The sequence below is a fragment of the Streptomyces sp. NPDC044002 genome (genome assembly GCF_056434525.1).
This window is the reverse complement of record NZ_JBWKEZ010000095.1, coordinates 5,569-25,675: the sequence shown is the minus strand read 5'-3', so window position 1 is coordinate 25,675 and position 20,107 is coordinate 5,569. Positions and strand designations below refer to the sequence as shown.

The following is a 20,107-nucleotide window of genomic DNA, read 5'->3' as shown; positions in this document are numbered from 1 at the left end:
CCACCCCCCCCCCCCCCCCCCCCCCCCCCCCCCCCCCCCCCCCCCCAGGGGGGTCCGGGCGCAGCCCGGGGAACGGTGGAAGGGCGGGTAGGGGACGGCCCCGCGCAGCGGCACCCACCCCCGCCCCGCCGCCCGCCCCCGCCCCGGGACCCACCCCGCTCCCGGACCCCCGCCCGGCCAGGGCAAGGGCAGGGGCCCGGATCCGGACACTCCGCCCCGCTCTTCGGACAACCCCCCGCCGGACACCTGCCCCACCCCCACCCCCCAATGGCACGCTCGGCCCCGCCGTCACCCGGCCCCACCCCGGCCACCGCGAAGGAGCCCGCGTGTCACACCCCCACCGCCCCCGCCGCCTCGCCCTCACCGCCGCCGCCCTGCTCGGCGCAGCCGCCCTGGCAGCCCCCCAGGCCACCGCAGCCACCGGCGGAGCCACCGGCACCGGCATCACCCAGTACTCCGGCACCGTCCCCCTCGGCACCACCTACACCGGCACCGCCTACCAGCTCCAGGACCCCACCCGCGGCGGCCAGCGCACCCTCGACGCCCTCAACCAGACCGGCAACCCCGGCGTCCCCTTCACCGACGCCGACAACACCTGGGGCGACGGCACCCCCGCCCACCGCCAGACCGCGGCCGCCGACGTCCACTACGCCACCGCCGTGACCTGGGACTTCTACAAGGCCGCCTTCAACCGCAACGGCGTACGCGGCGACGGCGTCGGCACCACCTCCCGCGTCCACTACGGCAGCGGCTTCGGCAACGCCTTCTGGAGCGACAGCTGCGCCTGCGTCACGTACGGCGACGGCACCACCCCCGGACGCCCGCCGACCTCCCTCGACGTCGTCGGCCACGAACTGGCCCACGGCCTGACCGCCTCCACCGCCCGCCTCGGCTACAGCGGCGAGGCCGGCGCGCTCAACGAGGGCACCTCGGACATCCTCGCCACCGCCGGCGAGTTCTTCGCGGAGAACAAGGCCGACCCCGGCGACTACCTCCTCGGCGAGCGCGTCTTCGACGGACCGCCCCGCCGCATGGACCGCCCCAGCGCCGACGGCGTCTCCCGCGACTACTGGTCGTCCGACATCGCCGGACTCGACCCGCACGCCGGCTCCGGCCCCGCCCGCCACTTCTACTACCTCCTCGCCGAGGGCAGCGGCCCCAAGGTCATCGACGGCGTCGCCTACGACTCCCCCACCCACGACGGCTCCAAGCTCCTCGGCATCGGCCGCGACAAGGCCACCCGCATCTGGTACCGGGCGCTGACCCTCTACATGCGCTCCACCACCAACTACGCCGGCGCCCGCACCGCCACCCTCCGCGCCGCCGCCGACCTCTACGGCCCCTCCGCCCCCGAGACCTCCCGCGTCGCCGCCGCCTGGACCGCCGTCAACGTCCGCTGACCCCGACCGCACCACCACCTCCGCACCGCCCCCGCACCACCACCTCCGCACCGCCCCCCGCGCCGGGAGAGGCGCACCCGTGACACCATCGGGAACGTGCTCGACATCGGCTACTCCCTCTCCCGGCGCTTCCCCGACCCCCCGCAGACCGACTACCGCTCCGCGGACGTCCACGCGCTGCGCCACGACCTGTTCTGCGGCGACGTCTACCTCGCCGACACCGAGAAGGACACGGAAGTGTCCACAGCCTGGGGATGGGTACCCGTACTCGACTTCGCCTGGGCGCTGTGCGACATCGTCGAGCAGCTCGACGAGGACCCCCGCGGCAGCCGCTCCGCCAACCGCCAGTACGCCGAACTCGACTTCACCGAGTCCGCCGACCGCATGCTCTTCGAACGCCGTTTCGGCTGGGTCGACATCGAAGCCGACTGGATGGCCCCCGAGGAAGAACCCCTCACCTTCGGCCACCGCCTGCTGCGCCGCGAGGCCCGCGACTTCCTCCACGACCTGATCGCCGACCTCGTCGACATGCACGAGGGGCTCGGCGACAACCCGGTCATCTGGACGCTCCAGTCCCGCTTCCCCCGCGTTCCCGCCTGAGTCGCGCGCCCGTCGCCGGGCGCCGAACGGCCTGCCGGGGAGGGTGTTGGATACCCTCTCCCGGTTGGCTTCAGGCGTCGGCAGGCTTTGAACTGCCTGATGGGGGACGGTTTTTTCATGAGCGACACGCATCCGGCCGAACTCTTCCAACCACTGGGGCAGGACGACCCCGCCACCGTGGGCGGCTACCGGCTCAGCGCCGTGCTCGGCTCGGGCGGCATGGGCAAGGTGTACCTCTCGTACACGCTCGGCGGACGGCCCGTCGCCCTCAAGGTGATCCGGCCCGAGTTCAGCGAGGACGCCGAGTTCCGGCGGCGGTTCCAGCAGGAAGTACGCGCCGCGCAGCGGGTCCAGGGCCTGTACACGGCACCCGTCATCGACTTCGACACCGACGGCGCGCAGCCCTGGCTGGCCACCGCGTACGTACCCGGCCCCTCCCTCGCGCACGCCGTCTCCGCCCACGGCCGGCTGCCGCTGCGCAGCGTCCTGCTGCTGACCGTCGGGGTCGCCGAGGCCCTGCAGGTCATCCACGGTGCGGACATCGTCCACCGCGACCTGAAGCCGGCGAACGTGCTCCTCGCCTCCGACGGCCCCCGCGTCATCGACTTCGGCATCGCCCGCGCCGCCGACGCCACCTCCCTCACGAGCAGCGGGGTCAGCGTCGGCACGCCCGCCTTCATGGCGCCCGAGCAGGCCTCGACCGGCACGGTCACCGCCGCCACCGACGTCTTCGCCCTCGGCCAGATCATCGCGTTCGCGGCGATCGGCGCACCCGCGTACGGGGACGGGAACTCGCACGCGATCCTGTACCGGATCGTCCACGAGGACCCCGACCTCAGCGCCCTGCCCGCCGAGCTGAAGCCCCTGGTGACCCGCTGCCTGAGCCGCGACCCCGCCGCGCGGCCCAGCCTGGGCGAGGTCATCGAGATGTGCCACTCCCTCTCCCCCGCGCCGCTGCGCCAGGGCGAGGACTGGCTCCCGAAGGCCGTCGCCGGTTCCATCACCGAACGCCTGCGGCTGCCCGAACCGGCCAGGACCCCGTCGCCGCAGCCCGCGGCCGCGCCCACCCCGACCGAACTCTCCGCCCCGGCACAGCCGCCCACCGCGCCGGCCCGGCCCGCCCAGCCGGCCGAGTACCCGCTGCGGCCCCCGGCCCCCGCGTACGCGCCCACGCAGACGGCCCCCGCGGCCCCGGCGGCACCCGCGGCCCCGGCGGCCCCGGCTGCGGCCCCGGGCTACCCCGCCTCGCCGCCGGCCTACCAGACGCCCCCGCCCGGCTACCCGACCCCGCCGCCCGGCTACCCGGCCGCCCCCGGCTACCCCACCCCGCCGCCGCCCCACCAGCCCGGCTACCCGCCCGCCACCCCGCAGAAGTCCGGGCCCAACGGGCGGATCATCGCCGGGGCCGTCATCGGCGGGCTCATCGGGATCGCGGTGATCGTCTCCCTGCTCCCGGACGGCTCCGCCAAGGACAAGGGGAGCAGCAGCAGCGCCTCCGGCAGCCGTGCCGGCAGCAGCGGCGCCACCGCCACCGCCCCCGGGAGCCCGGCCGGCCAGAACCAGAACAAGAACCAGAAGCGGCCCGACCCCACCCCGGCCACGTACCAGGGCATCGACATCACGGCCGACTACCAGATCATGCTCGCCGACAATCCGCCGCGCCCCACCTCAGGCGGCAGCAACGGCGTGCACTACAACCACGGCGACCTCTTCTACTCGACCGACATGATCCTCGGCAAGAAACTCGGCACCGACAACGGCAAGCTCGTCGTGCTGAACAACGCCCAGAAGGGCTCCCTGGAGACCTGCCGCACCGAGACCCGCTACACCGAGGAGATCAAGCTCGACCAGCTCGGCGACGGCACCGAGATCTGCGTCCTCAGCGACGCGGGACACATCGCGGTGGTCACCTACCGCGGCAAGTCCGACTCCAAGGACGCCAGCAACTACATCACCGTCGACCTCACGGTCTGGCGCAACGCCGAGGACCCGAAGAAGCACTGACGCGGAGAACCACCGACGCCGACGCCCGCGGCACCCGGCCCGTACGACCCCCGTCCGTACGGGCCGGACCCGCGGGGCGCCGCCGCTACCCCTCGACCCGCAGCCCCAGGTGCGCCGCCAGCAGCGGAGCCAGGTCGAACAGCTGCCCGTGGCTGATCACCGCCCCCGACAGCGCCTCCACGCCCCGGGCGATCCCCAGCTCGGAGGCCCCCCGCAGGTCCACGTCCGTCAGCCGCGCGCCCGAGAGGTCCACCCCGCGCACCACGCAGTCCCGGAACTCCACCCGCTCCAGCACCGCGCCCCCGAAGTCCGGCTCCACCAGCACGCACCCCTCGAACACCACGTCCCGCAGCCGCGCCATCCGCAGGTTCAGGTAGTCGATCTTGCCGCCGCGTACGAGGACCCGCTCCAGCACCCCGCCGTGCAACTGCACCCCGCCGAGGCGCGCCTCCAGCAGCTCCACGTCCCGCAGCAGGGCCCCCGACAGGTTCGTGCCGACGCCCCGGACCCCCTCCAGCACCACGTCCATGAACCGCGCCTTCGACAGCCGCGCCTCGTCCAGCGCGCACCGCCGCAGCGCGCAGTCCATGAACCGCGCCCCGATGCCGTCCTCCCCCGCCAGGTCCAGGTCCGCGAACTCCAGCCCGTCGTAGTCCCCGTCCGGCTCCAGCCCACCGCCCTCCCACGCCACCAGCTCCGGCAGCCGCACCTCCGGCCGCCGGGCCTCCTTCACCTTCGCCTGTCCGTTTCGCACCATCCGCCCATCCTGGCGCACGGCACTGACAACGGCCCTGCCCGCTACGCCGCCGCCCCGCCCAGCCGCGCCAGCGCCCCGTCCGTCAGCCGGTACACCGACCACTCCTCCTGCGGCCGCGCGCCCAGCGCCTCGTAGAACTCGATCGTCGGCGAGTTCCACTTCAGCACCGACCACTCCAGCCGCTCGTACCCGCGCTCCACGCACGTCCGCGCCAGCTCCGCCAGCAGCGCCTTCCCGTGCCCGCCCCCGCGCACGCCCGGCCGTACGTACAGGTCCTCCAGGTAGATCCCGTGCACCCCGCGCCAGGTCGAGAAGCTCAGGAACCACACCGAGAAGCCCACCACCTCCCCGGCGTCCGTCTCCGCGATGTGCGCGAACACCGCCGGCCGCTCCCCGAACAGCGCCTCGCGCAACTGCTCCGGCGTCGCGCGCGCCTCGTGCGGGACCTTCTCGTACTCCGCCAACTCCCGGATCATGGAGTGGATTTCGGCAACGTCTTCAACCACGGCAGCACGGATCATCCCGCCACCCTAAGCGTGTCCCGTAGATCACCGCCCCAGCAGCACTCCCGCGACCGCCACCTCACGCCGCGGCAGCCGCCGGCACCCCTCCTCCACCTCCCACAGGCAGTTCTGCAGCACCCGCCCCAGCGTCCACGCCCGCGCCCGCGCCCGGTCCGCCCCCACCGCCTCGGTCAGCAGGTCGAACCGCCAGCGCACGTCCCGCTCCCGGTACTCGTTCACCAGCGACGGCAGCAGCTCGAACCCCGGGTCCCCGGCCAGCGGCTTCGGATCGATCGCCAGCCACGGCTCGCGCCCTCCCGCCAGCACGTTCCCGAAGTGCAGGTCCCAGTGCAGCAGCCGGTCACCCGGCTCCCCCGCCACCTCCGCGAGCGCCCCCGCGCAGTCCCGCAGCACCCGCCGGTCCGCCGCCGAAGCCAGCCCGGCCGCCGCCTGCGGCACCCGCGCCAGCATCCCCGCGGCGATCTCCCCGAGCCCCCGCAGCCCCGCCGGCGCCGGCACCGTGCACAGCCGCGACAGCAGCCCCCCGATCACCCCGACCGCCGCCCTCGCGTCCCGCCGCGCCAGCCGTGACAGCGGCCGCTTCTCGTCGAGCCGCTCCAGCAGCAGCGTCCCCGTCGGCGCGTCGTACTCCAGCAGCCGTACGCTGCCCCGCCCGCCCCACGCCCGCAGCGCGAGCGGCTCCCCCACCGTCTCCTCGTCCGGGGTCAGCACCTTCAGCGCCGCCGCCGTGCCGTCCGCCCGCTCCACCGGCAGCACCACCGCCGTCATCCCGCGCATCCCCGGCCCGGTCACCCGCAGCCCCCAACGCTCCAGCAAAGCCTCGGCCACCACCCGGACACCCCTCCCGAACCAGCACGAATCCCCCCGCCACCCTACGGCGGACCACCCCGCCCGCGCAGCGAACATCCCGCCGCGCAACCGGGCCCCGGCCACGACATCCGGTCCCTGGACACCCCCGCGGGACCCCGTGTACCAACTCCCCCATGACGATCAACGGCGGTATCTCCTTCTGGTACGCGACCGGCACGACGGCCCACCGGCCACCCCGCGCCCCCCTCACCACCGACGCCACGGCGGACGTCGTCATCGTCGGCGGCGGCTACACCGGCCTGTGGACCGCCTACTACCTCAAGCGCGCCGCCCCCGACCTCCGCGTCACCGTCCTGGAGCAGAAGTCCTGCGGCTACGGCGCCTCCGGCCGCAACGGCGGCTGGCTCTACAACGGCATCGCCGGCCGCGACCGCTACGCCGCCCTGCACGGCCACGAAGCCGCCCGCCGCCTCCAGCTCGCCATGAACGACACGGTCACCGAGGTCATCGACGCGGCCGCCGAGGAGGGGATCGACGCGGACATCCACCGCGGCGGAGTCCTCGAAGTCGCCCGCACCCCCGCCCAGCTCACCCGCCTCAAGGCCTTCCACGCCGCCGAGCTCTCCTTCGGCGAGACCGGGCGCGAGCTGTACGACGCCCCCGCCACCCGCGCCCGCATCGACATCGCCGACGCCGTCGGCTCCAGCTGGACCCCCCACGGCGCCCGCATCCACCCCCTCAAGCTCGTCCGCGGCCTCGCCGACGCCTGCGACCGCCTCGGCGTCGTGATCCACGAATCCACCCCGGTCACCGAGATCGCCCCCCGCCGCGCCGTCACCCCCTACGGCACCGTCCGCGCCCCGTACGTCCTGCGCTGCACCGAGGGCTTCACCGCCGCCCTCAAGGGCCAGAAGCGCACCTGGCTCCCCATGAACTCCTCGATGATCGTCACGGCCCCCCTGCCGCCCTCGGTCTGGAAGGAGCTGGGCTGGCAGGACTCCCCGCTCCTCGGCGACATGGCCCACGCCTACATGTACGCCCAGCGCACCGCCGACGACCGCATCGCGATCGGCGGCCGCGGGGTCCCGTACCGCTTCGGCTCCCGCACCGACAACGACGGCCGCACCCAGCCGGCCACCGTCAAGGCCCTGCGCGACCTCCTCTTCACGTTCTTCCCCCAGCTGACCGGCACTCCGATCACCCACGCCTGGTCGGGGGTCCTCGGCGTCCCCCGCGACTGGTGCGCCACGGTCACCCTGGACGCCGGCACGGGCCTGGGCTGGGCCGGCGGCTACGTCGGCTCCGGCGTGGCCACCGCCAACCTCGCCGGCCGCACCCTCCGCGACCTGGTCCTCGGCGACCGCACGGAGCTGACCGCCCTCCCCTGGGTCCAGCACCGCGTCCGCCGCTGGGAGCCGGAACCCCTCCGCTGGCTCGGCGTCCACGCCCTCTACGCCGCCTACCGCGAGGCGGACCGCCGCGAATCCACCACCCACCGCCCGACGACGACCCCCCTGGCCCGCCTGGCCAACCGCGTCTCGGGCCGCGACTGACCCCGGCCCCGGAACGCGAAAAGGCCCCGGGTGATCACCCGGGGCCTTCCACTTCTGTACGAATCCCCTTGGTCGCTAACCCTCTGACCTGGGACGGAGCCGCCTGTCGGAATCGAACCGACGACCTGGAGCTTACAAGGCAACCGCTCTGCCAACTGAGCTAAGGCGGCACAAACCCACCCGCCAACCCGCCACGAATGGAGCCGCCATCACTCTACACAGCGCCCGATTCCCCGAGCCATCACATTGATCCCACCCCCGTAACCCCTCACTCGTGTGTTCGTTGAACGGACTGGTGTGCCGTTCTGAAGATCGGACCGCGGGAGGGGCGATGGCAGACCGCACGACGGGGGAGGAAGCCCGGCGCATCAAGCGCGAACTCCTCGGGGTGGGCGACCGGACCAAACACCGGGGCCGCACAGCCACACCACTGAAGGGTCTGGTCCGGCAGGCCGGCGCGCAGCAGCGGACATACCGTTTCCGCTTCTACCCGACCGCCGACCAGGCGGCCCAGCTGACCCAGACCTTCGGCGCGTGCCGTTGGGTGTACAACGAGGGCCTCGCCCTCCGGGTGAAGGCCTGGGAGCAGCACCGGGTGTCGCTGGGCTTCGCGGAAACCTGTCGGGCCCTGACCGGGTGGAAGCGAATACCGGAGACCGCGTGGCTGAAGGAGGCCTCCTCCACGGTCCTCCAGCAGGCCCTACGACATCTCGACTCCGCGTTCTCGCGGTTCTTCAAGGGTTCGGCGAAGTACCCGCAGCGGAAGTCGAAGCGCCGCTCGAAGGACTCGGCGACGTACGTGCGCACGGGCTTCCGGTGGGTCGAGGATCCGGAGCGTCCGGGTACGGCCTCCGTCACGCTCGCCAAGCAGTCGGCCCCTCTGGACATCCGCTGGTCGCGTGCGCTGCCGCCGGGGCAGTTGCCGGTGAAGCTGACCGTGACGCGTGACCGTGCCGGCCGGTTCTTCCTGTCGGTGCTGGTCGAGGAGGTAATCGCGCCGCTTCCCGAGGTGTTCCTGCCAGGTAGTCGGGCGCCGAAGGCGGTGGGCCTGGACCTCGGGCTCGCGACGCTGGTGACGTTGGACGACGGGGAGAAGCTTCCGCACCCCCGTCTGCTGGCGAAGTACGAGAAGGAGCTCGCGTCCTTGCAGCGCGAGCTGCACCGGAAGCAGAGGGGTTCGAAGAACCGGGAGAAGGTGCGGGAGCGGATCGCCCGCCTGCACGCCTCGATCAGCGACATCCGTCGCGATCGGCTGGACCAGGTCACGACCCGCCTCGTGCGCGAGAACCAAGTGCTCGTGGTGGAAGACCTTCCGATCGTCAATCTCCTGCGTGCGGCAAAGGGAAGGAACAGGCGCCGCAAGGCAGCTCTAAACCGGTCGATCATGGACGCGGCCTGGGGTGAGCTGCTGCGCCAGCTCCGCTACAAGTGCGCCTGGTACGGGCGGACACTGGTGGTCGTGGACCGGTTCTTTCCGTCGACCCGGCGCTGTTCCGCGTGCCACGCGAAGGGCCCGAAGCTCGACGTGTCGGTTCGCGAATGGACCTGCACGGAGTGCGGGGCAGTCCACGATCGGGACACGAACGCGGCGGTGAACCTCCGGGACGAGGGGATGCGGCTGTACTGGACGGTGGCCATGGCACTGCCGCCGGGGCGTGTGCCGCCGAGCATGATCAGGGCTTCGGAGCTACTGGACCTCGTACCGGCGGCGTAGCGAAGCGAAACACAGTACGGACCGACGGGCCGTCGGCCGCAATGCCTGTGGAGCCTGCGCAAGACCGACCAGGTGCGACCCCCAGGGTCTCGCCGGGCCGGCAGCGGGCGTCGAAGCAGGAACCATGGTCAAAAGTGAGGTGCTCTGCCATAGGCCGGAGCCCGACGAATGTGTCCGCAATCCGGGCCGTCAGATTGCTGACAGGAGCCGTACCGCCAGGTAGCGTCGGGCGGAGTCCAGGCGACTGGACTAGACCTTCCACTCGGATCGTCCGGCACGTTCCTGCCGGTAGAAGGGATTCACCACCATGGCTTCTGTCACCTTCGACAAGGCGACCCGCCTCTACCCCGGCGGCGACAAGCCCGCCGTCGACCAGCTGGAGCTGGAGATCGAGGACGGCGAGTTCCTCGTCCTCGTCGGGCCCTCCGGCTGCGGCAAGTCCACCTCGCTGCGCATGCTCGCCGGCCTGGAGGACGTCAACGGCGGCGCCATCCGCATCGGCGACCGCGACGTCACTCACCTGCCGCCCAAGGACCGGGACATCGCGATGGTGTTCCAGAACTACGCGCTGTACCCGCACATGACCGTCGCCGACAACATGGGCTTCGCGCTCAAGATCGCCGGCGAGGACAAGGCCACCATCCGCCGCAAGGTGGAGGAGGCGGCGAAGATGCTGGACCTCACCCAGTACCTCGACCGCAAGCCCAAGGCGCTCTCCGGCGGCCAGCGCCAGCGCGTCGCCATGGGCCGGGCCATCGTGCGCAAGCCGCAGGTGTTCCTCATGGACGAGCCGCTGTCGAACCTCGACGCCAAGCTCCGCGTGTCCACCCGTACGCAGATCGCCGCGCTCCAGCGCGACCTCGGCATCACCACCGTGTACGTCACCCACGACCAGGTCGAGGCCATGACCATGGGCGACCGCGTGGCCGTGCTGAAGGACGGCCTGCTCCAGCAGGTCGACACCCCGCGCAACATGTACGACCGGCCGGCGAACCTGTTCGTCGCCGGGTTCATCGGCTCGCCCGCCATGAACCTCGTCGAGGTGCCGATCACCGACGGCGGAGTGAAGTTCGGCGACAGCGTGGTCCCGGTGTCGCGCGAGGCGCTCTCCGCCGCCGCCTCTTCGGGCGACAAGACCGTCACCGTCGGCGTGCGCCCCGAGCACTTCGACATCGGCGACACCGGCGGCCTGACGATCACCGTGAACGTGGTCGAGGAGCTCGGCGCCGACGGCTACGTGTACGGCAGCCACGACGGCCAGGACCTCGTGGTCCGCGTCAACGGCCGCCAGGTGCCCGAGAAGGGCTCCTCGCTGCACGTGGTGCCGCGTCCGGACGAGATCCATGTTTTCTCGACGTCGACCGGTGCACGGCTGTCCAACTGAGTGACCGGCAGGGGCGTTCCGCCAAGGGGCGCCCCTGCCGCGGCAGTTGCGGGGGCGTGCCCCACGAACCCCGGCAGACCGGGCCATTCGGCCGCACCCGTCAACCCTTAAATCGAAAAGCCACGTCGAACCATCCCCCGACCGGGTGACTAAATGTCGCCAAATCCTCACCGAGCGCTACTCTCGCCCTCGTGACCCACACTGCCCGCCGAATCGGCCGTTCCCTCGCCCTGGTCCTGCCCGTCGTCCTGGTCCTGTCCGGGACCCTCGCGGTCACCATGGTCCCCTGGGCGGACAACTCCTCCCAGATCCTGACCGCCTCCGCCGAGGACGTCTCCGTCCCGAAGAAGCCGGCCGCACCCCAGGACCTGCTGCGCGACAAGCTCCTCGGCGAGCTCCAGCAGGGCGAGCAGCCGGGCGCCGTGCTCACCCACCTCCAGCAGGAGGTGAACGGGCGGCCGTCGCTGGCGGAGCACTGCGTGAGCATCGCGCGTGCGCTGGGCCGGGCCGCCGTGGAGGCGTACGGGCCGACCAAGGCCCAGTCGTACGCGCGCCCCGTCTGCGACACCTCCTACGCGACCGGTGTCGCCTCGATGGGCTGACGGCCCGTCGCGCCTGCCCCGTCCGGGGCGGGGGCCGTCCCTACGCTGGCGGCCATGACCGAGATCGGCCCCGAACCACCCCAAACCACCGATGACGCGGCCGCGTTCCCGGCCCCTCCCACCCAGGCTGTCGTCCTGGCGGGCGGCCAGGGATCGCGGCTGCGGCCGTATACGGACGACCGGCCGAAGCCGATGGTGGAGATCCCCGGCACCGGACTGCCCATCATCGGGCACCAGTTGGCGTGGCTGGCGGCCGAGGGGGTGACCGACGTGGTGGTGTCGTGCGGGCATCTGGCGGTGGTGCTCCAGGAGTGGCTGGCGACGGCCGTGCTGCCGTTGCGCGTGACGACGGTGGTGGAGGAGGAGCCGCTGGGGCGCGGCGGCGGGCTGAAGTTCGCGGCGCGGCGGCTGCCGCGTCCGGACGGGGCCTGGTACGCGGCCAACGGGGACGTGTGGACGCGTTTCCCGCTGCGGGAGATGGCGGCGTTCCACGCGGAGCGGGAGGCGGTGGCGACGCTGGCGCTGGCGCGGCCGCGGATGCCGTGGGGGGTGGTGGAGACGAACGAGTTCGGGCAGGTGCTGGACTTCATCGAGGCCCCGCCGTCGCCTTATCCGATCAACGCCGGGGTGTACGTGTTCGCTCCCGGATTCGCGCCGCTGCTGCCGGACTTGGGGGACCACGAGCGGACGACGTTCCCGCGGCTGGCCCGGGAGCGGCGTCTGGCGGGCTTTCCGCTGCCGCAGGGGGCCTACTGGCGGGCGATCGACACGGCGAAGGACCTGAGCGAGGCCGCGCGGGAGTTGGCGGCGCAGGGCGCCGTCTGAGCGGTTTCCGTGTTGCTACGTCGCCGCCGTGCCGCGCCGCGCCGTGCGTGCGGTCGGCGGCATGCGGAAGGGCCCGGCGCGCCGTACGCGCGCCGGGCCCTCCGGCCGGTGGGTGCCGCTGCCGTTCAGCCGAGGAGGCCGCCGACGAGGCCGGGCTTCTTGGCCGTGGTGTCCCCGCCGGAGCCGGTGCGGGTCCCGGAGGAGGTGGCCGGCGGCTGCTGCGGGCTGGACTGCTTCGGGGTGCTGCCGCGCGGGGTCTGGCTGCCGGAGGTCTTGCCGGCGGTGGGCGCCCCGGAGCCGGTGGTGGAGCTGCTGCGGGTCGGGGCGCTGCTGCCGGTGCGGCCGGAGGTGGCGGCGGTCTCGGAGGGCGCTGCGGAGGGGGAGGCCTGCTTCGAGGGCTGCTGCTGCCTGCCGGGGGCGGGCTGCTTGGCGGGGGCCTGCGGGAGCGGGCTGCCGGGGAGGTAGTTGCTGGGGGCCTGGCCGGGGCCGGGGACGGTGACGACGGTGGAGGAGCGGACGGCTCCGCCGAGGAGGGAGCCGATGAGGAGGGTGAGTCCGCAGACGACGGTGGCCATGACGGCGCCGCGCCGCAGGACGCGGCGGCGCAGCCGCCAGATCTCGGAGCGGGGGCCGAGGGTGCGCCAGGCCTCGCCGGACAGCCGCGCGTCGAGGGAGTAGACGGGCGCGCCGGCGATGACCAGCGGGCTCCAGGCGGCGAGGTAGATGATGTCGGGGGCGTCGTAGGCGGGGACGGTCTTCCAGCTGACCGTCATGAGGAGGGCGGCGGACAGCAGGGCGCCGATGCAGGCGGCGAAGCGCTGCCAGAGGCCGAAGACGGTCAGGACGCCGACGATGACCTGGAGGAAGGCGACGCTGAGGCCGGCCCCGACGGGGTGGGCGAGCGCGAAGTCGCGCAGGGGTTCGGCGAGGGCCCAGGGGTGCAGGGTCTGGAGCCAGGTGACCATGGAGCCGCGCTCGCCGCCGTCGAAGTAGACGGGGTCGCAGAGCTTGCCCATGCCGGCGTAGATGGAGATGAAGCCGAGGAAGACGCGCAGCGGGAGCAGCACGACGCCGAGGTTCATGCGGCGGCCGGGGTAGTAGGAGGCCTGACCGCGGGCGTCGGGGGCGGGGCGCCGGCTGTCGGGTCCGGTGTCGGGGCCCGGGTGGTCGCCGTCGTGGCCGTCGTAGCGGTCGTAGGGCTGGTGGGGCTCGCGCGGGAGGTCGCGCACGGCGGCGAGGGGACGGGTCTCGTCGGGGTCGCCGTAGGTGCGCTGGCCGATGACGGTGGGGGTGGCGAGGGTGTCCTCGCCCAGGTCGTGTGCCAGGTCGACCCGGGGGATGGTCTGGGTGGCGGCTCCGCCGTCGTAGTCGTCGTGGCCGCGGCCTGCTTCGCGTACGGCCTGGAGGAGTCCTCCCATCGCCGCGGCGTCGCCGGGGGCGGACTTGCCGCTCCAGACGACGGGTGCGCGGCGGCGGGTGGCTCCGGCGGTCGCGACGGCGGCGGCGCCGAGGAGGGGCGCGCGGCCGGGGGCTTTCGCGGGCTTGGAACGCGCGCTCGGGCTCGGTGCGAGCCGCACGCGGAAGCTGGCGTGGTTGACGATGACCTGTGCGGGGTCGCACGGCACCTTGACCATGCTCAGCGCGGGCTGGTCGTCGAACCCTGACGTTCTGGTGTCCACACTCATCTAACCGAGTGATGAGTGTTTAGGACACTGCCTTGACACCAGGGATCTGTCCGAGACCCGTCAAGATCAAGTCGCCCCGCCCGTGAGGGGCGGGGCGACACGCTCACGGGTCACGTCCCGTGGGCCAGGTGGATCAAGCGGCTGCGGCCGTCCGGGTCAGACGCGGCCGCGCTCGGCGCGCTTGCGGGCGGCCTCGTAGAGGACGACGCCGGCGGCGACACCGGCGTTGAGGGACTCGGCACCGCCCGGCATCGGGATGCGCACGAGGTAGTCGCAGTTCTCGCCGACGAGGCGGCCGAGGCCCTTGCCCTCGGAGCCGACGACGATGACGACCGGGCCGCCGAGGGCGTCCAGGTCCTGGACCTCGTGGGTGCCCTCGGCGGCGAGGCCGACGACGGTGATGCCGGCCTTCTTGTAGTCCTGGAGGGCGCGGGTGAGGTTGGTGACGCGGGAGACCGGGGTGCGGGCGGCGGTGCCGGCGGAGGTCTTCCAGGCGCCGGCGGTCATGCCGGCGGCGCGACGCTCGGGGATGACCACGCCGTGGCCGCCGAAGGCGGAGACGGAGCGGACGATCGCGCCGAGGTTGCGGGGGTCGGTGACGCCGTCGAGGGCGACGATGAGGGCGTCCTCGCCGTTGTCGTGGGCGGCGTCGAGGAGGTCCTCGGGGTGCGCGTACTCGTACGGCGGGACCTGGAGGACGAGGCCCTGGTGGTTGAGCCCGTTGGTCATCCGGTCGAGCTCGGGGCGCGGGGCCTCCATCAGGTTGATGTTGCCGCGCTCGCCGGCGAGCTTGAGGGCGTCGCGGACGCGCTCGTCGTTGTCGATGAACTGCTGCACGTAGAGGGTGGTGGCGGGCACACCGTCGCGCAGCGCCTCGAAGACCGGGTTGCGGCCGACGACCATCTCGCTGGTGCCCTTGGGGCCGCCGCGGCGGGGGGCGGGGCGGCGCTTGGCGGCCTGGCGGGCCATGGCGTTGGCGATGCGGTTCGCCTTGTGCTTCTTGCGGTCCTCGGCCTTGGGCGTGGGGCCCTTGCCCTCCAGGCCCTTGCGCCGCTGGCCACCGCTGCCGACCGTCGCGCCCTTCTTGTTGGACGTGCGGCGGTTCCTGCGCTGGCTGTTCCCGGCCATGACCTCTACCTGTTTTCGTTCGTGCTGCGATATGTACGTATGAAGAGTGTGCCGCCCGGAAGGCCGGGCGGCACAACACGGCTGGTCCGGGTGGGTCCGGATCAGCGGGGGCCGAGGGTCCAGCGCGGGCCGCTGGGGCTGTCCTCGATGACCAGACCGGACTGGTTCAGCTGGTCGCGGATGGCGTCGGCGGTCGCCCAGTCCTTGCGGGCGCGGGCGGACTCGCGCTGCTCCAGGACCAGGCGCACGAGCGTGTCGACGGCACCGTGCAGGTCCTCGCCGCGGTCGGCCTCGCCGGCCCAGTGCGGGTCGAGCGGGTCCAGGCCGAGGACGCCGAGCATGGCGCGCACCTCGGACAGCCGGGCGATCGCCTCGTCCTTGTCGTCCGCGGCGAGCGCGCTGTTGCCCTGGCGGACGGTGGTGTGGACGATGGCCAGCGCCTGCGGGACGCCCAGGTCGTCGTCCATCGCCTCGGCGAAGGCCGGCGGGACCTCGGCGGCGGCCTCGACGGGCCCGCCCGCCTTCTCGATGACGCGCTGGTAGAAGCCCTCGATGCGGGCGAAGGCGGACTCCGCCTCGCGCAGCGCCTCCTCGCTGTACTCGATCATCGACCGGTAGTGCGGGGTGCCGAGGTAGTAGCGCAGGACGATCGGACGCCACTGCTTGACCATCTCGGAGACGAGCACCGAGTTGCCGAGCGACTTCGACATCTTCTCGCCCGACATGGTGACCCAGGCGTTGTGCACCCAGTAGCTCGCGAACGCGTCGCCGAAGGCCTTGGCCTGGGCGATCTCGTTCTCGTGGTGCGGGAAGATCAGGTCGAGCCCGCCGCCGTGGATGTCGAAGGCCTCGCCCAGGTACTTGTGCGCCATCGCGGAGCACTCCAGGTGCCAGCCGGGACGGCCGCGGCCCCAGGGGGTCTCCCAGGAGGGCTCACCGGGCTTGACGGACTTCCACATGGCGAAGTCGCGGGGGTCGCGCTTGCCGGTCTCGCCGGTGGACTCCGGCTGGCGGATGTTGTCGAGCTCCTGGCGGGAGAGCGAGAGGTAGCCCGGGAAGGACTTCACGTCGAAGTAGACGTTGCCCTCGGACTCGTACGCGTGGCCGCGCTCGATGAGCCCGCGCATCATCTCGACCATCTCGGTGACGTGTCCGGTCGCGCGCGGCTCGTAGGTGGGCGGCAGGCAGCCGAGGGCGTTGTAGCCGTCGTTGAAGGCGCGCTCGTTCTCGTAGCCGATGGACCACCAGGGGCGGCGCTGCTCGGCGGACTTCGCGATGATCTTGTCGTCGATGTCCGTCACGTTGCGGATGAACGTGACGTCGTAGCCGCGGTAGGTGAACCAGCGGCGCATCATGTCGAAGTTGAGGCCCGAGCGGATGTGCCCGATGTGCGGGGCGGCCTGCACGGTCGCGCCACACAGGTAGATCGAGACGCAGCCCTGTTCGAGCGGGACGAAGTCGCGGATCTGCCGGGCGCTGGTGTCGTACAGGCGAATAGTCACGGCATCCAGGGTAGTGCGCCCACGGCAGTGCCCCGCGACCGTTTGAGGCCGCCCGAACGGTTTGTTGCCCAAGAGGTGACATCCGTGACGGGCGGCCCGCGGCCGTACGTCGTACTCAGGCCCGGTTCGTCCGGTAGACGAGGGCGGTGGCGATGGCGGCGAGGCCTTCGGCGCGGCCGGTGAGGCCGAGTCCGTCGGTGGTGGTGCCGGAGACGGAGACGGGGGCGCCCGCCGCCGCCGCGAGCGCCTTCTGTGCTTCCTCGCGCCGCTTTCCGATCTTCGGGCGCACGCCGATCACCTGGATCGCGATGTTGCCGATCTCGAAGCCCTCGGCGCGGACGATCCGGGCGGCCTCCGCCAGGAGGGTGACCCCGGCGGCGCCGGACCACTCGGGGCGGGAGGTGCCGAAGTGCGCGCCGAGGTCGCCGACACCGGCGGCGGAGAAGAGGGCGTCGCAGGCGGCGTGGGCGGCGACGTCGCCGTCGGAGTGGCCGGCGAGGCCGTCCTCCCCCTCCCACAGCAGCCCGGCGCACCACAGCTCGCGGCCGGTCTCGAAGGCGTGCACGTCGGTGCCGATCCCGACGAGCGGGATCAGGGGCAGGTCAGTAGACATCGGTGGCCCTCCTGCGGGCGAGTACGGCCTCGGCGAGGACCAGGTCGAGCGGGCGGGTGACCTTGAAGGCCTCCTCGTGGCCGGGGACGGTCACGACGGTGACCCCGGTGCGCTCCACCATGCCGGCGTCGTCGGTGGCGCCCTCGCCGCTGACGGCGATGGCCTCGTGCGCGCGCAGCAGGGTGGCGAGGTCGAAGCCCTGCGGGGTCTGCACGGCGCGCAGCCGGGCCCGCTCGGGCGTGGCGACGACCGGCTCGGGCTCGCCGGGCGCGCCGGGCTCGACCTCCTTGACGGTGTCGGCCAGGGGCAGTGCGGGGACCACGGCGGGGGCTCCGTCGCGGACGGCCTCGACGACGGAGTCCACGGTGTCGACGGGGACCAGCGGGCGGGCCGCGTCGTGGATCAGCACGGAGGTGATGTCGGCGGGGAGGGCGGCCAGGCCGGCGCGCACGGACTCCTGGCGGGTGTCGCCGCCGGGCACGACCAGGACCTCGGTGCGGTCGGGCAGGGCGTGCTCGTCGATCAGGTTGCGCACCTCCGCCGCGCCGTCGGGCGGGGCGACGACCACGACCAGGGCGACCGCGCGGGAGCGGGCCATGGCGCGGACGGCGTGGATCAGCATCGGGGTCCCGCCGAGGGCCCGCAGGGCCTTGGGGGCGCCGGGGCCGAGGCGTACCCCGCGGCCGGCGGCCGGGATCACCGCGGCGGTGCGGTGGGGGCGGGATTCGTCAGACATCAGTAGCTCCGAGCCAGGTTTGTGACTTCGGCCGACATGGGTATGGCCTTGGGCGTACCCCGGCTCCGGCCGGGGGGAGTGCCGGGTGCGACGCCCTCGCCCCTTCCGTGACGACCGGTCGAGCCGGCTGCCCGGACCCGGCACGCCAGTACCGGGACCGTGCGGGTGTGCACACGCAGGGTACGGCGGGATGAGCGCAGGGTACGGGCGTCAGGGTACGGGCGTGCGACCCGGGGCCGGCCGGGCCGGGACCGGGTGAGGTGCCGGGCCGGGTGGAGCGGCCGTGCGGGTGCGGTGCGGACGGGCCCGGTGCGGGCGGGTCCGGTGCGGGTCCGGGGCAGGTGCCCGGACGCAGACATGCCGCAGCGCCCGGCAACAGCCCCCTCGAAACCGAGAGGGCGGGTCATCGGGCACCGCGGCACACTGTGGCCGGTTCGTGCGTCAGGACGCAAGAACCTCGTCGAGGAGGGCCTCGGCCTTGTCCTCGTTGGTGTTCTCGGCGAGCGCGAGCTCGCTCACCAGGATCTGGCGCGCCTTTGCGAGCATGCGCTTCTCTCCTGCGGAGAGACCGCGCTCACGCTCACGACGCCACAGGTCGCGCACCACTTCGGCGACCTTGATGACATCGCCAGAAGCGAGCTTCTCCAGATTTGCCTTGTAGCGACGGGACCAGTTCGTGGGCTCTTCTGCGTACGGTGCGCGGAGCACCTCGAAGACCCGGTCCAGCCCGTCCTGGCCGACTACGTCGCGAACGCCGACGAACTCTGCATTGTCCGCAGGCACACGAACCGTCAGGTCGCCCTGGGCGACCTTGAGCACCAAGTAGGTCTTGTCCACGCCTTTGATCTGGCGAGTTTCGATGGCCTCGATCAGCGCGGCCCCGTGATGGGGATAGACCACGGTGTCGCCAACCTTGAACGTCATGTGACAGGTACCCCTTCCGTGGCTATCCAGGGTAACACGAGAACTGACTGTTATGAATGGCGTTTTCGCAGGTCAGGGCACATCTCGGGGCTTGACAACAGCGACACGAACGTGCTGCGAAAGGCTTCCGGAGGGGGGTATTCGCAGGTCGGAGGCGCTGTGCGGACCGGGCGAAACGACCACGTTACACCTGGCGGACGCGCCCACCAGTGTGACGTACGTCCCGTTTTGCCGGGTTCCCGGACATGAAACCGAAGTACTCCGTTCGACTGGCGGCCACCCCCGCGCAGCGGGTTCAGGCCCAATCTGCAATTGATCAAGCGGCGGCGTTCGAAGGAATCCCGGAATTGATCACGACGCGGCTCCGGACGGGATAGCGGAATGCAAGATCGCGGGGACCGGCGCAGCGCGGTGCGCGCACTGCGGAGGGTCGGGTGCGGGGGCGGGGCGGCGGCTCGGTAACCTAAGCGCGCTGACACACCCTTAGGGCGGCTTTACCTCGGCCGCTCCGAGCCTGTACCCGTCCCGTCCGTACGTCCAAGGAGTTGCCGCCGCCGTGAGCCGCAGCCTTCGACGCGGCGCTCTCGCCGCTACCGCCGTCGTGTTCTCCCTTGCATCGCTCGCAGCGTGCGGTGCGGGCAACGACGCGCAGACTCTCGAGATCAAGCCGGACAACGCCGCTGTCACCAAGGGCGACATCAAGATCCAGAACGCCCTGGTGATCACCAAGGGCGAGAAGGACAAGAAGGGTCCGGCCGCCCTCTCGGCGACCGTCTTCAACTCCGGCACCAAGGCCCAGACCCTGGACGGGATCACCCTGAAGGGTGGCAAGTCCAAGGTGGTCCTGAAGGCCGCCGAGGGCTCCGGCAAGATCACCGTGCCCGCCGGCGGCTCCGTGGTGCTGGGCGGCAAGGGCAACGCCTCCGCCGTCATCGAGGGCGGCCGCGAGGCCGTCCAGAACGGCAACGTGCAGGACGTCGTCTTCCAGCTGAGCACCACGGGCGACGTGGAGCTGGGCGCCTTCGTCGTCCCGGCCACCGGCATGTACGCGGGCTACGGCCCGACGGAGGCCCCGGCCGCGGCCCCCGCCCCCGCCCCGTCCGGCAGCCCCTCCGGCTCCCCCTCCCCGGCCGCCTCGGGCTCCCCCGCCGCCACGGCCTCCCCGGCCGCCGGCACCACCCCGTCGGGCGCCGCCTCGGGCGCCGCCTCGGCATCGCCGTCGCGCAGCGCGGGCCACTGAGCGCAGCAGCTGTAAAGGGGAGGGGGGGGGGGGGGGGGGGGGGGGGGGGGGGGGGGGGTTTGGGGGGGGGGGGGGGGGGGGGGGGGGTGGTGGGGGGGGGGGGGGT

18 protein-coding genes and 1 tRNA gene are annotated in these 20,107 nt (G+C 72.7%); 9 read left to right on the top strand and 10 right to left on the bottom strand.

The features are described from left to right. Positions 1 to 326 precede the first annotated feature (326 nt). The 3 genes from AC07A6_RS38360 to AC07A6_RS38350 all read left to right on the top strand — a co-directional run bounded on the left by AC07A6_RS38360 (position 327) and on the right by AC07A6_RS38350 (position 4,004). Positions 327 to 1,400, top strand: a complete 1,074-nt coding sequence (locus AC07A6_RS38360) for a M4 family metallopeptidase (protein WP_478780201.1) — start codon at positions 327 to 329, stop codon at positions 1,398 to 1,400. A gap of 96 nt (positions 1,401 to 1,496) precedes the next feature. Continuing rightward, positions 1,497 to 2,000 carry a hypothetical protein gene (locus AC07A6_RS38355; RefSeq protein ID WP_007265529.1) on the top strand — a complete coding sequence of 168 codons (504 nt, stop codon included), beginning with the start codon at positions 1,497 to 1,499 and terminating at the stop codon, positions 1,998 to 2,000. 117 nt (positions 2,001 to 2,117) lie between these two features. Continuing rightward, positions 2,118 to 4,004 carry a serine/threonine-protein kinase gene (locus tag AC07A6_RS38350; protein ID WP_478780200.1) on the top strand — a complete coding sequence of 629 codons (1,887 nt, stop codon included), beginning with the start codon at positions 2,118 to 2,120 and terminating at the stop codon, positions 4,002 to 4,004. Between the two features lie 85 nt (positions 4,005 to 4,089). Here AC07A6_RS38350 and AC07A6_RS38345 read toward each other — a convergent pair whose 3' ends face one another. The 3 genes from AC07A6_RS38345 to AC07A6_RS38335 are packed head-to-tail and all read right to left on the bottom strand — an operon-like array spanning position 4,090 to position 6,191. After that, positions 4,090 to 4,761 carry a pentapeptide repeat-containing protein gene (locus tag AC07A6_RS38345; protein WP_478780199.1) on the bottom strand — a complete coding sequence of 224 codons (672 nt, stop codon included), beginning with the start codon at positions 4,759 to 4,761 and terminating at the stop codon, positions 4,090 to 4,092. A gap of 41 nt (positions 4,762 to 4,802) precedes the next feature. Continuing rightward, the gene (locus AC07A6_RS38340; RefSeq protein WP_478780198.1) at positions 4,803 to 5,282 is read right to left on the bottom strand and encodes an N-acetyltransferase family protein; all 480 of its coding nucleotides are present in this window, start codon (positions 5,280 to 5,282) and stop codon (positions 4,803 to 4,805) included. A gap of 27 nt (positions 5,283 to 5,309) precedes the next feature. Next, positions 5,310 to 6,191: an aminoglycoside phosphotransferase family protein gene (locus AC07A6_RS38335; protein ID WP_478780197.1), complete on the bottom strand. Its 882-nt coding sequence runs from the start codon at positions 6,189 to 6,191 to the stop codon at positions 5,310 to 5,312. 77 nt (positions 6,192 to 6,268) lie between these two features. On the opposite strand from AC07A6_RS38335, the gene AC07A6_RS38330 reads away from it, so the two are divergent. Then, positions 6,269 to 7,648 (top strand): NAD(P)/FAD-dependent oxidoreductase, encoded by a 1,380-nt coding sequence (locus AC07A6_RS38330; RefSeq protein ID WP_478780196.1) that lies wholly within the window; start codon positions 6,269 to 6,271, stop codon positions 7,646 to 7,648. 97 nt (positions 7,649 to 7,745) lie between these two features. On the opposite strand, the gene AC07A6_RS38325 is transcribed toward AC07A6_RS38330, so the two are convergent. Further along, a tRNA-Thr gene (locus tag AC07A6_RS38325) sits at positions 7,746 to 7,818 on the bottom strand. A gap of 161 nt (positions 7,819 to 7,979) precedes the next feature. Between AC07A6_RS38325 and AC07A6_RS38320 the strand changes: the two genes are divergently transcribed. The 4 genes from AC07A6_RS38320 to AC07A6_RS38305 all read left to right on the top strand — a co-directional run bounded on the left by AC07A6_RS38320 (position 7,980) and on the right by AC07A6_RS38305 (position 12,173). Further along, positions 7,980 to 9,362: an RNA-guided endonuclease InsQ/TnpB family protein gene (locus tag AC07A6_RS38320; protein WP_478780195.1), complete on the top strand. Its 1,383-nt coding sequence runs from the start codon at positions 7,980 to 7,982 to the stop codon at positions 9,360 to 9,362. Positions 9,363 to 9,669: 307 nt separating this feature from the next. Continuing rightward, on the top strand, positions 9,670 to 10,746 hold the full coding sequence (locus AC07A6_RS38315) for an ABC transporter ATP-binding protein (RefSeq protein WP_386274311.1): 1,077 nt from the start codon (positions 9,670 to 9,672) through the stop codon (positions 10,744 to 10,746). 191 nt (positions 10,747 to 10,937) lie between these two features. Next, positions 10,938 to 11,348: a hypothetical protein gene (locus AC07A6_RS38310; RefSeq protein ID WP_125813845.1), complete on the top strand. Its 411-nt coding sequence runs from the start codon at positions 10,938 to 10,940 to the stop codon at positions 11,346 to 11,348. A 54-nt stretch (positions 11,349 to 11,402) separates the two neighbouring features. After that, positions 11,403 to 12,173: a nucleotidyltransferase family protein gene (locus AC07A6_RS38305; RefSeq protein ID WP_362470099.1), complete on the top strand. Its 771-nt coding sequence runs from the start codon at positions 11,403 to 11,405 to the stop codon at positions 12,171 to 12,173. Between the two features lie 125 nt (positions 12,174 to 12,298). On the opposite strand, the gene AC07A6_RS38300 is transcribed toward AC07A6_RS38305, so the two are convergent. The 6 genes from AC07A6_RS38300 to AC07A6_RS38275 form a co-directional block, all read right to left on the bottom strand. Next, a complete protein-coding gene (locus AC07A6_RS38300; RefSeq protein ID WP_478780194.1) occupies positions 12,299 to 13,858 on the bottom strand; it encodes a DoxX family protein in 1,560 nt (519 codons plus the stop codon). A gap of 156 nt (positions 13,859 to 14,014) precedes the next feature. Then, positions 14,015 to 14,986, bottom strand: coding sequence for a 23S rRNA (guanosine(2251)-2'-O)-methyltransferase RlmB (gene rlmB, locus AC07A6_RS38295; RefSeq protein ID WP_362470105.1), 972 nt, complete (start codon positions 14,984 to 14,986; stop codon positions 14,015 to 14,017). A gap of 101 nt (positions 14,987 to 15,087) precedes the next feature. Next, positions 15,088 to 16,488, bottom strand: a complete 1,401-nt coding sequence (cysS, locus tag AC07A6_RS38290) for a cysteine--tRNA ligase (protein ID WP_362470108.1) — start codon at positions 16,486 to 16,488, stop codon at positions 15,088 to 15,090. Positions 16,489 to 16,603: 115 nt separating this feature from the next. Continuing rightward, positions 16,604 to 17,101, bottom strand: a complete 498-nt coding sequence (ispF, locus tag AC07A6_RS38285; protein ID WP_125821890.1) for a 2-C-methyl-D-erythritol 2,4-cyclodiphosphate synthase — start codon at positions 17,099 to 17,101, stop codon at positions 16,604 to 16,606. Further along, positions 17,091 to 17,837, bottom strand: a complete 747-nt coding sequence (gene ispD / locus AC07A6_RS38280; protein WP_478780193.1) for a 2-C-methyl-D-erythritol 4-phosphate cytidylyltransferase — start codon at positions 17,835 to 17,837, stop codon at positions 17,091 to 17,093. Before ispD ends, ispF begins: the two co-directional genes overlap by 11 nt. Before the next feature lie 441 nt (positions 17,838 to 18,278). Next, positions 18,279 to 18,761, bottom strand: coding sequence for a CarD family transcriptional regulator (locus tag AC07A6_RS38275; RefSeq protein ID WP_003953493.1), 483 nt, complete (start codon positions 18,759 to 18,761; stop codon positions 18,279 to 18,281). 556 nt (positions 18,762 to 19,317) lie between these two features. Between AC07A6_RS38275 and AC07A6_RS38270 the strand changes: the two genes are divergently transcribed. After that, a complete protein-coding gene (locus AC07A6_RS38270) occupies positions 19,318 to 20,001 on the top strand; it encodes a DUF461 domain-containing protein (protein ID WP_362470115.1) in 684 nt (227 codons plus the stop codon). Positions 20,002 to 20,107: the final 106 nt, after the last annotated feature.